This is a genomic window from Paraburkholderia sp. BL18I3N2, assembly GCF_003001875.1.
GTDB lineage: Bacteria > Pseudomonadota > Gammaproteobacteria > Burkholderiales > Burkholderiaceae > Paraburkholderia > Paraburkholderia phytofirmans.
The window spans coordinates 159,973-172,734 of sequence record NZ_PVNC01000017.1; the positions used below are offsets into that span (position 1 = coordinate 159,973).

At 64.1% G+C, this 12,762-nt stretch carries 12 protein-coding genes and 1 pseudogene; 5 read left to right on the forward strand and 8 right to left on the reverse strand.

The features are described 5' to 3' along the window. Nucleotides 1-77 precede the first annotated feature (77 nt). The 4 genes from B0G75_RS31465 to B0G75_RS31480 form a co-directional block, all read right to left on the reverse strand. Nucleotides 78-2,000, reverse strand: a complete 1,923-nt coding sequence (locus B0G75_RS31465) for a dipeptide ABC transporter ATP-binding protein (protein WP_106313909.1) — start codon at nt 1,998-2,000, stop codon at nt 78-80. A 61-nt stretch (nt 2,001-2,061) separates the two neighbouring features. After that, complete coding sequence (locus B0G75_RS31470) at nt 2,062-3,054, reverse strand: isoaspartyl peptidase/L-asparaginase family protein (RefSeq protein ID WP_106313910.1); 993 nt, start codon at nt 3,052-3,054, stop codon at nt 2,062-2,064. Next, nucleotides 3,051-4,034: a MurR/RpiR family transcriptional regulator gene (locus B0G75_RS31475; RefSeq protein ID WP_106313911.1), complete on the reverse strand. Its 984-nt coding sequence runs from the start codon at nt 4,032-4,034 to the stop codon at nt 3,051-3,053. Before B0G75_RS31475 ends, B0G75_RS31470 begins: the two co-directional genes overlap by 4 nt. 168 nt (nt 4,035-4,202) lie before the next feature. Then, nucleotides 4,203-5,456, reverse strand: coding sequence for an MFS transporter (locus B0G75_RS31480; RefSeq protein ID WP_106313912.1), 1,254 nt, complete (start codon nt 5,454-5,456; stop codon nt 4,203-4,205). Nucleotides 5,457-5,550: 94 nt separating this feature from the next. Here B0G75_RS31480 and B0G75_RS31485 point away from each other — a divergent pair, with 94 nt between their 5' ends. Next, a complete protein-coding gene (locus B0G75_RS31485) occupies nt 5,551-6,261 on the forward strand; it encodes a pseudouridine synthase (protein WP_106313913.1) in 711 nt (236 codons plus the stop codon). 167 nt (nt 6,262-6,428) lie between these two features. After that, a complete protein-coding gene (locus B0G75_RS31490; RefSeq protein ID WP_106313914.1) occupies nt 6,429-6,617 on the forward strand; it encodes a hypothetical protein in 189 nt (62 codons plus the stop codon). A gap of 160 nt (nt 6,618-6,777) precedes the next feature. Here B0G75_RS31490 and B0G75_RS31495 read toward each other — a convergent pair whose 3' ends face one another. Beyond that, entirely contained in the window at nt 6,778-7,803 is a 1,026-nt protein-coding gene (locus B0G75_RS31495) for an NAD-dependent epimerase/dehydratase family protein (protein WP_106313915.1), read from the reverse strand. 109 nt (nt 7,804-7,912) lie between these two features. Here B0G75_RS31495 and B0G75_RS31500 point away from each other — a divergent pair, with 109 nt between their 5' ends. The 3 genes from B0G75_RS31500 (at nt 7,913) to B0G75_RS31510 (ending at nt 10,979) form a co-directional block, all read left to right on the forward strand. Then, nucleotides 7,913-8,944 carry a CDP-6-deoxy-delta-3,4-glucoseen reductase gene (locus tag B0G75_RS31500; RefSeq protein WP_106313916.1) on the forward strand — a complete coding sequence of 344 codons (1,032 nt, stop codon included), beginning with the start codon at nt 7,913-7,915 and terminating at the stop codon, nt 8,942-8,944. A gap of 361 nt (nt 8,945-9,305) precedes the next feature. Further along, a complete protein-coding gene (locus B0G75_RS31505; protein WP_106313917.1) occupies nt 9,306-10,490 on the forward strand; it encodes an acetylornithine transaminase in 1,185 nt (394 codons plus the stop codon). An 18-nt stretch (nt 10,491-10,508) separates the two neighbouring features. Next, nucleotides 10,509-10,979: a GNAT family acetyltransferase gene (locus B0G75_RS31510; RefSeq protein WP_106313918.1), complete on the forward strand. Its 471-nt coding sequence runs from the start codon at nt 10,509-10,511 to the stop codon at nt 10,977-10,979. Nucleotides 10,980-11,074: 95 nt separating this feature from the next. Here the strand turns inward: B0G75_RS31510 and B0G75_RS31515 are convergent, their stop codons facing one another. The 3 genes and pseudogenes from B0G75_RS31515 to B0G75_RS31525 form a co-directional block, all read right to left on the reverse strand. Continuing rightward, on the reverse strand, nt 11,075-11,791 hold the full coding sequence (locus tag B0G75_RS31515) for an ABC transporter ATP-binding protein (RefSeq protein ID WP_012434106.1): 717 nt from the start codon (nt 11,789-11,791) through the stop codon (nt 11,075-11,077). Further along, complete coding sequence (locus B0G75_RS31520) at nt 11,791-12,564, reverse strand: ABC transporter ATP-binding protein (protein ID WP_106313919.1); 774 nt, start codon at nt 12,562-12,564, stop codon at nt 11,791-11,793. Before B0G75_RS31520 ends, B0G75_RS31515 begins: the two co-directional genes overlap by 1 nt. An 18-nt stretch (nt 12,565-12,582) precedes the next feature. After that, nucleotides 12,583-12,762 (reverse strand): annotated as a pseudogene (locus B0G75_RS31525) (ABC transporter ATP-binding protein); the annotation flags it as partial.

Below are 12,762 nucleotides of genomic sequence, written 5' to 3' on the forward strand. Positions count from 1 at the left end.
GGCTCCAGGCTGCGAAATGAAAACAGGTTGTGATGCTGCGAGAAGAAACGTGTGGCTAGAGGTTCTGGTACGTTGTTTTAATACGCGCCGCCCACGTGGTGCTGGGCGACGAAATGATCTGGGCCGACTGCCACGAGCGGCGCGACGATAGGTTCATCGTTCAGCGCGCGGATCGGGCTCGGAATCTCGTCGGCGGCGAGCATGCGCTTTGCGTGACGGCGCGCCGGATCGGCGACCGGCACCGCGCCCATCAGCTTGCGCGTGTACGGATGCCGCGGCGCCTCGAACACCGCGCGGCGCGGGCCGATTTCGACGATCTGGCCGAGATACATCACCGCGACGCGATGACTGACGCGTTCGACCACGGCCATGTCGTGCGAAATGAACAGATACGCGACGCCGAGTTCACGCTGCAAATCGAGCATCAAATTGACGATCTGCGCTTGCACGGAGACGTCGAGCGCCGACACGGATTCGTCGGCGATCACGACTTTGGGGTTCAGCGCCAGCGCGCGCGCAATCGCGATGCGTTGCCGCTGACCGCCGGAGAATTCGTGCGGATAGCGGCGTGCGGCTTCGGGCGGCAAGCCGACTTTGTCGAGCAGCCACGCCACGCGCGCCTGTGCTTCGGCGCCTTTCGCGACGCCGTGCACGAGCAACGGCTCCATGATCGAGAAGCCAACCGTCAAACGCGGATTCAGCGAAGCGAACGGGTCCTGGAAAATAAACTGGATATCGCGCCGCAGCCCCTGCAACGCGGGGCCGGCCAGAGAGCTGATTTCCTTGCCGTTGAATTCGATCGACCCGCTTTGACTTTCGACGAGACGCAGCAGCGAGCGGCCCGTGGTCGATTTGCCGCAACCGGATTCGCCGACCAGTGCGAGCGTTTCGCCCGGCCGCAAATCGAAGCTGACTTTTTCCACCGCATGCACGCGGCCCGTCAAGCGGCCGAACAATCCACTCTTGACCGGAAAGCGCGTGACCAGATCGCGAACCCGCAGAATGGGCGGCGTGGTTTCATGCACCAGCGGCTGCGTTTCTTCCGCGACGGCGGCAGCGGGACGCACGGCCTGGTCAGTGCCGCTCAGGCTCGCCTGCTCGACGGTCAGGATCGGAAACTTGGCCGGCTGATCGGTGCCTTGCATCGCGCCGAGACGCGGCACCGCGGCGAGCAACGCCTTCGTATAAGGATGCGACGGCGCGGCGAACAACGCGTCGGAGGCGCCCTCTTCCACCTTCTCGCCGCGATACATCACCAGCACGCGGTCCGCCACTTCGGCGACCACGCCCATGTCGTGCGTGATGAAGATCACGCCCATGTTCATCTCGTCCTGCAAGCCGCGGATCAGTTGCAGAATCTGCGCCTGGATCGTCACGTCGAGCGCGGTGGTCGGCTCGTCGGCGATCAGCAATGCAGGTTTGCACGACAGCGCCATCGCGATCATCACGCGTTGACGCATGCCGCCCGACAGTTGATGCGGAAACCGCGCCGCCACGCGCCGCGCCTCAGGAATGCGCACGAGTTCGAGCAGACGCAGCGTTTCAGCGTGCGCGGCAGAGCGGCTCTTGCCCTGATGCAACGCGATCGCCTCGCTGATCTGATCGCCCACCGTGAAGACCGGATTGAGCGAGGTCATCGGCTCCTGAAAAATCATCGCGATGTCGGCGCCGCGAATCGAACGCATCGTGCCGGACGACGCTTTCGCGAGGTCGAGCACGCTGCCGTCGCGGCGCCGGAAAGCGATGCTGCCGCCGGCAAGGCGCCCACCGCCATGCTCGATCAGCCGCATCAACGCGAGCGAGGTCACTGATTTTCCCGAACCCGATTCGCCGACGATCGCCAGCGTCTCGCCGCGCTCGACCGTCAGCGACAGATTGCGCACCGCGTTGAAGGTGGTGTCGCCGCTGCGGAAGGCGACCGACAGATCGTCGACCGCGAGCACGCATTGCGGCGGCAAGGTTTCGATAAGCGGACGGGCGGTGTGCGATGAAGTCGGCACGGTGGTTCCTTTGAATTCAAACGCGGCAAACGGGGGTTCAAGCTGTAAGCGGCCGGACTGACTAGCGGTAAATCGCCGTGACCGGCGTTTCGCCGAGCCGCGCAAAACCGCGGTACATGCCTTCGGTGTTGAACGGCAGCGTGACGTTGCCGCGCGCATCGACGGCGATCAGGCCACCGCGTCCGTCGATCTTCGGCAAGCGGTTCATCACCACGTCGTCGGCCGCTTCCTGCAGCGACACGTTGCGATAGGCCATTTGCGCGGCGACGTCGTAGGCCGCGACCATGCGCATGAACATTTCGCCCGAACCGGTGGTCGAGACCGCGCAGGTCGCGTCGTCCGCATAGCAGCCCGCGCCGATCAGCGGCGTGTCGCCGACCCGGCCGGCCTGCTTGTTGGTGACGCCGCCGGTCGATGTCGCCGCCGCCACGTGGCCGTGCTGATCGAGCGCGACCGCGCCGACGGTGCCGAACTTACGGTTCGGATCGATCGGTTCATGCGGCGTCGGATCGTCGGCATTCGGAGACGGCGCGGCCGCGAGCGTCGCGCCATCGTGATCGAGCATGGCGCGTTGCTGACCGCGCGCGATCAGCCATTGACGATGACGCGCTTCGGTGTGGAAATACTCCGGCTCCGCAAATTCGAGACCTTGCGCGGCGGCGAATGCTTCCGCGCCTTCGCCGGTGAACAGCACGTGCTCGCTGCGTTCGAGCACCCGGCGCGCCGCCAGAATCGGATTGCGCACGCGCTTCACGCAGCAGATCGCACCGGCTTCGAGCGTGCTGCCGTCCATGATCGCCGCGTCGAGTTCGTGCGTGCCGGCGGCCGTGTAGACCGCGCCGCGGCCCGCGTTGAAGAGCGGACAATCTTCGAGCAGGCGCACGGCTTCGCTGACGGCGTCGAGCGCGCTGCCGCCGTCGGCGAGCACGCGCTGGCCGGCGCTCAGCACCGCGTGCAAGGCGGCGTGGTATTCGGCTTCGGCGCTGGCCGACATCGACGTGCGCAGGATCGTCCCTGCCCCGCCATGAATGGCAATGACTGCGTTGGAGTTCATCGTTTGGCTTTCGTAGTGCGAGGAGTACGGGAAGTGCGGGTGGCTCGGGCCGCGCCGCGCGCGGGCCGCGTGTTCGTGCCGGCGGCCTCGGCTTGTGGATCGACGAGCCACGGCAGCAGGAATTCGCTGACTTCGGCGGCGGCCTTCACCGAGCGTTTCGCGCGATACGCGACCGCGTCGCACAGCGCTTCGATCACGGCGAGCACGGCCGAATCGGCGTTCGCCGCGAGCCGCCGATCGGCGCGGATGTAGAGCGAGATGTCGGCGAACTGCGCGAGCGGCGAACGCGGACTGTCGGTGAGCGCGAGCACGCGAGCGCCACGGCCCGCCGCGCGATGCGCGAGTTCGATCGTGTCTTCGACGTAGCGCGGAAATGCGAGGCCGATGACGAGATCGCTCTCGTTGGAAGCGAACAGACGCCGCGCTGCATGCGACGCTCCGCCCATTAGCGCGAGCGACTGCACGTTGTCGTGATACGGCATCAAGCCGTGTTCCATCAGACCCGCGAGAAACGCGCTGGCGCCGAAGCCAAGCACGAACACACGGCGCGCGGCGATGATCGCTTCGACAGCGGCTTCGGCCGCGGCGCTGTCGATTGCGGTGCGGGTGGCTTGCAGATTGTTGGCGGCCTGTTCGAGCGAGGCGTCGACCACGTCGTCGCCGGCTGCGAGCGACTCCTGCGCACTGCGCAAGCGTTCGACCGGTGCGAGCGTCGCCTCGAAGCCGCGCACCAGCGCCTCACGAAATTGCGGATAGCCGTCGAAACCGAGCGCGCGGGCGAAGCGATTCGCCGTCGCCACCGAGGCGCCGACCACGCTCGCCAGCTCGTCGATCCGCATGGTCGCCGCGCGAAACAGATTGGCCAGCACGTAGTCGCCCATACGCCGATGAATTGGCGTGAGGGTCGGCATGGCCGCGGCAATGCGTGCGGCAATGGCCTGCTCGGCGGAATCGGATGCAACGGACGGTTGATGAATCATGCGAACGGGGCGGCGCGGCGCGTGGCGTAATGAAAATGAATGAAAGTATATTTACACGGAAAACTCGCAGAAAAAAATTCATTTTCATTTTCGAGGGTTTTCACCGACGCACTGTGCTGAAAAACGACGCGTGTCGGGCGCACCGACACGCAGTATGAAAATCTGTTTTCAGCAAACCGCGGCGCTTTGCTCCGGAATGCGAGCCAGCCGCGCCGCCGGCGACATCACGATGATCAAAGCCTGCACGAGGAACGCCGCCGCCGCCGCAACCAGACACGCGTCCATGCCCCAGCGCGCGCTGATCGCCGCACCGAGCAAGGCGCCGAGCGGCCGCGCGCCGTAGGTGGCGGTGCTATTGAGTGCGGAGACGCGACCCATCATCCGTTGGGGAGTGATGGCCTGGCGCAGCGTGGTCGAGCCGACCACCCACAGAATCGGTCCGGCGCCGAGCAGGAAGAAGCTCAGCATCGCCAGCCAGAACGACGGCGTAACGAGTGTCGCCACCATCACGAGCGACGCGAGCAGCCCGCACGACGGCCCGATAATCAGCACGCGGCGGAATGCGAGACGTCGCGCGATAGCGGGTGCAGCGAGCGCACCGCACACCATGCCGACACCGTAGGCGCCGAGCGTCACGCCAACCGCCGACGCGCTCAGGCCCAGCCGATGCACCGCGTACGGCACGTACACCGCTTGCAGCACGAAGAAGCCGAGGTTGAAAAAAACCGCGGTTGCGAGCATCGGACGCAGCAACGCATCGCACAGCACGAAACGCGTACCGTCTCGCAGTTCCAGCATGAAGTGACGTTGCGGCAGTGCCGTGCGCGGCGGTTCGTGCAAGCCCGCCAGCAACGCGACGGCCAGTGCCGACAGCGCGGCCGCGCAGCCATACGCCCAACCCGCGCCGATCCAGCCGACCAGCAGGCCGCCGAGCGCCGGCCCCGCGGAATACGCCACGCTGCGCGCGAGTTCGAGCCGGCCGTTCGCGCTGACACACGCTTCGCGCGGTACGAGCGCGGGCACGAGCGACGGAGCCGCGACGTTGTAGGCCACGGTGCCGGTCGCGGCGATGAAGCCGAGTGCGGCGAGCAGCGGCAAGCTCAGCGTATGGGTCATGACGAGCAGCAGCACGCACAGCATGGCGATCACGCGCACGCTTTCGGCGAGGGTCATCAACGTGCGGCGCGAGCGGCGGTCGGCCCAGACGCCGAGCGGAATCGACAGCAACAGGAACGGCAGCGTCTGCGCGGTTTGCAACAGGCCCGTATCGCGCGCGTCGGCGCCGAGTGCGAAGACCGCGACGAGTGGCGCGGCGGCGAGGCTGATCTGTTCGGCGGATTGCGCGACCAGGTTCGACCACCCGAGCCGCTGAAAGGCGGCCGACAGTCGAGGCGCGGAAGATGTTGAGGATGTAGCGTGCATCAATGAACTCCTGCGACGTGACATGAGGAGTTCATCGTGTTCCGACTCGTGCCGCGGGGCGCTCCGCTTCTTGCGGTGTTATTCTTCGCTCGCCATGAATCTCGAAAGCATCCTCTTCACTCAAGGTTTCGGCTCGCGCCGCCAATGCCGCGCGCTAATCGCCGACGCGCGCGTGAGCATCGGCGGCGTTGCCTGCACCGATGCCGACGCCGATTTCCCCACCGGCGACACCGCCTTCTCCTTCAGCGTGGACGGCGTCGACTGGCCGTATCGCGAGCACGCCTATCTGTTGCTGAACAAGCCGGCGGGCTACGAATGTTCGCGTGATCCGCAGCATCATCTGAGCGTGTTCAGCCTGTTGCCGCCGCAGTTCGCCGAGCGCGGCGTGCAATGCGTGGGCCGACTCGATCAGGACACGACCGGCCTCTTGCTACTCTCCGACGACGGCAAGTTCGTGCACCTCTTCACGTCGCCGAAACGCAAAGTGCCGAAGGTGTATATCGCAACCACGCGTCATCCGCTCGACGACGCGCAATTGAGCGCGCTGCGTGACGGCGTGCTGCTGCACGGCGAGCCCAAACCGATTGCCGCAGTCGACGCAGCGGCGCGCGGCGCTAACACGCTCGCGCTCACCGTGATGGAAGGCAAGTATCACCAGGTCAAGCGGATGATCGCCGCGGCCGGCAACCGTTGCGAAGCGCTGCATCGCGAGCGGATCGGCGGACTCGCGTTGCCCGAAACGCTTGCGCCGGGCGCATGGCAATGGCTCGACGAAACCGACCTCGGATCTTTACGGAGCGGGTAAACCGGTAGCGCCCCTTTAAGGTCTTGATGCGGCAGGAAAACGCGTGAGCGGCTGCCCACATAGCGCGCGCGGCGCCTGCTCACGCGCTGCGTCGCAGCATGATCTTCCTTACACCTCGCCCTATACTCGTTTAAACAAAGACTACAAAGAGTTCAAGGAGGGGCGCCATGATCATCCACGACGGTTTCCAGATTTCGTCCGTGATGATTGCTTTCGTGTGCGTCGGACTCGTCCTGATCGGCGGATTGCTGGTCATGATGCGGCTGCGGCACAAATATCATCCGAACCTGATCGGCGCATTGATCGGCGCGATGCTGTGTTTCCTGTTGCTGGAAGCATTGCCCGCGCTGACGTAGGCCTCGCGAGGCCGCGTCGCGCTGATGCGGTAGAGCGCGGCGCGGATGGGATTTTCCGGGCGACGCCCGGAGAGATGGCTTTTTGCCGCGCTTTTTCGTGGCTTTCTGTGGTGCGTGAAGCGGCTTGATGCGGTGCGCTTCGGGCTACGCCTTCACGCCTTCACGCCTTCACGCCTTCACGCAAAAAATCTTCCACGCTCGGATACCGCAAGCGCACCCGCAATTCCTCTTTGAGACGCCGGTTTATCAGCCGCCTCGATTCACGCATGAACGACAGCAAGGTCGGCTCGATCTGCGACTCCGCTTCGGCTCGCGTGATGCGCGGCGCGCGCGCGAGGCCGAACGCGTCGGCGACTTCGTCGAAGTACTCGCCCATTTTCAGCGACGTGTCGTCGGATGCGTGCACTACGCGCCCCGGCCGCCCGTGCGTGGCGAGGCGCACGAGGATCGCGGCCAGATCGTCGGCGTGAATGTGGTTGGTGTAGACGTCGTCGGCATCGACCAGGGCCGGCGTGCGCTTTTCGAGCCGCGCGAGCGGCAGGCGGTTGCTCGCATAGATGCCAGGAATGCGCGCGATGCTCGTCGCGACGCTGCCGCGCGCGGTCGCGCGCCGCAATTGCCGCTCGGCCGAGACGCGCCGTTTGGCGCGCGGATTGGCGGCATGCGTCGCGCGGGTCTCGTCGATCCACGCGCCGCCGCAGTCGCCATAGACGCCCGTCGTGCTCGCGTACACGAGGCGCACGGGCGCACGCGAACCGGCGGTCCGGCGCACCCCGTCGGGTACAATATTGGCTGTTCCAGATTCCGCCCACGAGGCACGAAGTTGGCGCAACCGCCCTACCGGCGAGACCGCAGGCGCCACGGCGGCCCGCGCTGAAGCGCGGCGCGTGCTTAAAGTAGCGAGCAAGGCGCGGGTACGGCGGTCGTCGTCGCCGGTTTTCTGTGGCGGCGCGAGATGCAGCACCGTCGGCGCGAGACCCGCCAACCGTTTCAGGCTGCCGCGCACGTCGAGATCGCCGATCAGCGGCGTGACGCCAGCGGCGCGCAATTCGGCGCAGCGCCCGGCGTGGCTGGTAAGCGCGAAGACATGCGCGCGTGGCTGCAGCAAGGGCACGCAGCGCATGCCGACATCGCCGCAACCAACGATTAACACGCGCGGCCGGCGGAAGTTTCGTGTCGCTTTCATGGTGGACGCATTGTAGCCGTCAAGCGCGGCACGTACCGCGCAGTTGACACGCCGGGTCCGATCACGCGGGTCCGATAACGATTACCGACTTTTCGATTTCGAACACTTTATGGCATTTAACGTCACGCTCCGGCAAAGCGGCCGGCAGTTTCAGGTAGAACAGGACGAACCGGTGCTGAGCGCCGCCTTGCGCCAGGGCATCGGCCTGCCCTACGGCTGCAAGAACGGCGCCTGCGGTTCGTGCAAGGGCACGGTGGTCAGCGGGGAAATCGAGCAGCGTGCGCATTCGTCGTCGGCTTTGTCGAACGACGAAAAGACGCGCGGCATGGCGCTCTTCTGCTGCGCGACCGCCTGCACCGATCTCGAAGTGGACATCCGCGAAGTGGCGGGCGTCGGCGACGTGCAGGTCAAGAAACTGCCCTGCCGCGTGAACGCGATCGAGCGCAAGGCCGACGACGTCGTCGTGCTGAAGCTGCAATTGCCCGCCAACGAGCGTCTGCAATATCTCGCCGGCCAGTACCTCGAATTCATTCTGAAAGACGGCAAGCGCCGCAGCTATTCGATGGCGAATGCGCCGCACACCGAAGGTCCGATCGAATTGCACATCCGTCACATGCCCGGCGGCGCGTTCACCGATCACGTGTTCAACACCATGAAGGAGCGCGACATCCTGCGCTTCGAAGCGCCGCTGGGCACGTTCTTCCTGCGTGAAGATTCGGACAAGCCGATCGTGCTGCTCGCGTCCGGTACGGGTTTCGCGCCGCTAAAGGCGATCGTCGAGCACGCGGTGTTCAAGAACCTGAACCGGCCGATGACGCTCTACTGGGGTGCACGTCGCAAGAAGGATCTGTATCTGCTCGAGCTGGCCGAACAATGGGCGCGCGAGATTCCGAATTTCAAGTTCGTGCCGGTGCTCTCGGAGCCGGACGCGGGCGACGCATGGACGGGCCGCGTCGGTTTCGTGCATCGCGCGGTGATCGAGGATCTGCCGGATTTGTCGGCATATCAGGTGTATGCGTGCGGCGCGCCGGTGATGGTCGAGTCGGCGCAACGCGATTTCACGCAGCATCACGGTTTGCCGGAAGACGAGTTCTACGCGGATTCGTTCACGAGCGCAGCGGATCTGGCGAACGCAGTTTGATGGGACACGCGGCCTGATCGAGCAATCGGTCGGGCCGGACCTGAATAACGTGTCAGCATGATGGCTGACACGCAAAAATCCGTTCCGGCGCCGCTCAACGCAAATTCATGGTTTACACCAGCGCTTTCCTTGTCGTATTCTTTCGCGCATGAACCGCATCCAGTCCGAACTTCGACGTCGCCGCTCGCCGCTCCCCTAGGGACGCCGCTGGCTTCGTCACGGATTCGCGCCACATCAAGGCGCAAGCTGTTCGAATCATGAAAGCCACGGCATGCCGTGGCTTTTCTGTTTTTCCGGCCCCCGCTTCGTAGTTGGCCAATCTTCATCCACCCCTCACCCCCGCTGTCTGGAGCCTGCCGTCATGAATTTCAATGAATATCCGATCGAGTCGCTGATGTACATCACGAACCGGCCCGAAATCGTTTTCACGCACGGCAAAGGCTCGTGGCTCTACGACAACAACGGCAAGCGATATCTGGACTTCATCCAGGGCTGGGCGGTCAACAGCCTCGGCCATTGCAACGACGGCATGATCGAAGCGCTGAACAAGCAGGCGCAATTGCTGATCAACCCATCGCCGGCCTTCTACAACCAGCCGATGGCGCAACTCGCCGGCCTGCTCACGCAACATAGCTGTTTCGACAAGGTGTTCTTCGCGAACAGCGGCGCCGAAGCCAACGAAGGCGCGATCAAGCTCGCCCGCAAGTGGGGCAAGAAATTCAAGGACGGCGCGTTCGAGATCATCACGTTCGATCACAGCTTCCACGGCCGCACGCTCGCCACCATGTCGGCGAGCGGCAAACCGGGTTGGGACACGATCTACGCACCGCAAGTGCCGGGCTTCCCGAAGGCGGATCTGAACGACATCGCGTCGGTGGAAAAACTCATCACCGCGAAAACCGTTGCCGTGATGCTCGAACCGATTCAGGGCGAAGGCGGTGTGATTCCCGCCACGCGCGAGTTCATGCAGCAACTGCGCGAGCTGACGAAGAAGCACAACCTGTTGCTGATCGTCGATGAAGTGCAAAGCGGCTGCGGCCGTGCCGGCACGCTGTTCGCGTACGAACTGTCGGGCATCGAGCCGGACATCATGACACTTGGCAAGGGCATCGGCGGCGGCGTGCCGCTCGCGGCGCTGCTCGCGAAAGCGGAGATCGCCGTGTTCGAGGCTGGCGATCAGGGCGGCACCTACAACGGCAATCCGCTGATGACCGCGGTCGGCTACTCGGTGATTTCGCAACTCACGGCGCCGGGCTTCCTCGAAGGCGTGCGGGCGCGCGGCGAGTATCTGCGCGCGAAGCTGCTGGAATTGTCGGAAGAGCGCGGCTTCAAGGGCGAACGCGGTGAAGGGTTGCTGCGCGCACTGCTGCTCGGCAAGGAGATCGGCAACCAGATCGTCGAAAAAGCGCGCGACATGCAGCCCGACGGCCTGCTGCTGAACGCGGCGCGCCCGAACCTGCTGCGCTTCATGCCGGCGTTGAACGTGACGAACGAAGAAATCGACCAGATGATGGCGATGCTGCGTTCGATTCTCGACACGCTGTAACCGAACAGGACCGCGCGTATGACGACGAGCGCAACGTTATCGATCCGCCGCTTCGACGCGAGCGACACCGATGCCGTGGTCGCACTGTGGCAGCAAGCCTTCCCCGAGTACCGGGACGTAACGCGGCCGCAGCGCAATCCGCATCTGTCGATCGCCAACAAGCTGGCGACGCAGCCGGAACTGTTCTTTGTCGCGGTGCTCGACGAGAGGATCGTCGGCACGGTGATGGGCGGCTACGACGGCCACCGCGGCTGGCTGTATTCGCTCGCGGTGGATGAGTCGCTGCGTCGTCACGGGATCGGCACGCGCCTCGTCGCGCATGTCGAAAACGCACTGACGGAGCGCGGCTGTCCGAAGCTGAATCTGCAGGTGTTGTCCGCGAAGGCCGACATCCGTGCGTTTTACGAGGCGCTCGGTTATCGCGCCGATGCGGTGATCAGCCTCGGCAAGCGTCTGGGTGAATTCGCGGACGCGGTGCCTACCGCCTGACTTGAGTCACACCAGATAGAAAAAGGCCGCATGCGTTTTCGCGCATGCGGCCTTTTTTATAGGCAGAGCAAACTAATCAGGCTCATTCACCCGGCTTATTCACCCAAATACGCCGCCCGCACCTTCGGATCATCCAGCATCTGCTTCGCGTCACCCGACATCGTGACCAGACCCGAGTCCATCACATAGCCGCGATTCGCTGCTTGCAGCGCCAGACGCGCGTTCTGCTCGACCAGCAGCACCGTCATGCCTTCAGCCGAGATCGCCCGCACCACTTCGAAGATCTTCTCGACCATGATCGGCGACAGGCCCATCGACGGTTCATCCAGCAACAACAGCTTCGGACGCGAGATGATCGCGCGCGCCATCGCCAGCATCTGCTGTTCGCCGCCCGAAAGCGTGCCCGCGTACTGCGCCGCACGTTCCTTCAGACGCGGGAAAAAACCGAACATGCGATCGACGTCCGCCTTGATGCCGTCTGTATCCGTACGCAGATAAGCACCCATCTGCATGTTTTCGACGATCGACATGCGCGCGAAGATGCCGCGCCCTTCCGGCACCATCGCGAGCCCTTTCTTGAGCAGCAGATGCGGCGGCACGCCCTTGATCGACTCGCCCATGTACTCGATGTCGCCGATCGTGTAGGGCTTCAGACCCGTGATCGCCTTCATCGTCGTGGTCTTGCCCGCGCCGTTCGCGCCGATCAGCGTGACCAGCTCGCCCTGCGCAACCTCGAGGTCGATGCCCTTGACTGCCTGGATGCCGCCGTAATTGACCTGCAGGCCCTTGATTTTCAACATTGCTGTAGCCATTAGTGGACCCCCGCACCCAGATAAGCTTCGATCACCTTCGGATCCTTCTGCACGTCCTGCGGCAGACCTTGCGCAATCACCTTGCCGTAGTCGAGCACCGTCATCTGGTTGCACAGACCCATCACGAGTTTCACGTCGTGCTCGATCAGCAGGATCGTCTTGCCGTCGCTGCGGATCTTGTCGAGCAGCTTGGTCAGCTCGACCTTTTCCGTCGCGTTCATGCCGGCCGCCGGTTCGTCCAACGCGAGCAGCTTCGGATCCGTTGCCAGCGCGCGGGCAATTTCCAGACGACGCTGGTGGCCGTACGACAGGTTGCGCGACGTGTAGTCCGCGTACTGCGCAATGCCGACGTACTCCAGCAGTTCGATCGCGCGCTCCTTGATCTCGCGCTCTTCCTTGCGCTCGGCCGGCGTCTGGAACACCGCGCCCAGCAGGCCGTGCTTGGTGCGCACGTGGCGCCCCACCATCACGTTTTCCAGCGCGGTCATGCCGCCGAACAGACGGATGTTCTGGAACGTGCGCGCGATGCCGGCCTTCGCCACCTGATAGACGGCGGTCGGCGTGTAGTTCTCGCCGTCGAGCTTGAAGTCGCCCGAATCCGGCGTGTACAAACCCGTGATCACGTTGAAGAACGTCGTCTTGCCGGCACCGTTCGGGCCGATCAAACCGTAGATCGTGCCTTCCTTGATCTCCAGCCCGACGTCGGACAGCGCCTGCAAACCGCCGAAGCGTTTGTTCACGCCCTTCACGGACAGTCGAATGTTATCGCTCATAGTTATTCACCTCGTCCGTTAAGCCCGTACCGGCTTCTTGCCGCTACGCTTCGACAGTTTCGCGATCTTGTCTTCATGCTTGGGCGACGGCCACAAGCCTTCCGAGCGGTACAGCATGATCAGCACCATCGCGAGTGCGTAGACCAGCTGACGGATCACTTCCGTATCGACGATTTCGTGGCCGAACACCATGTTCTG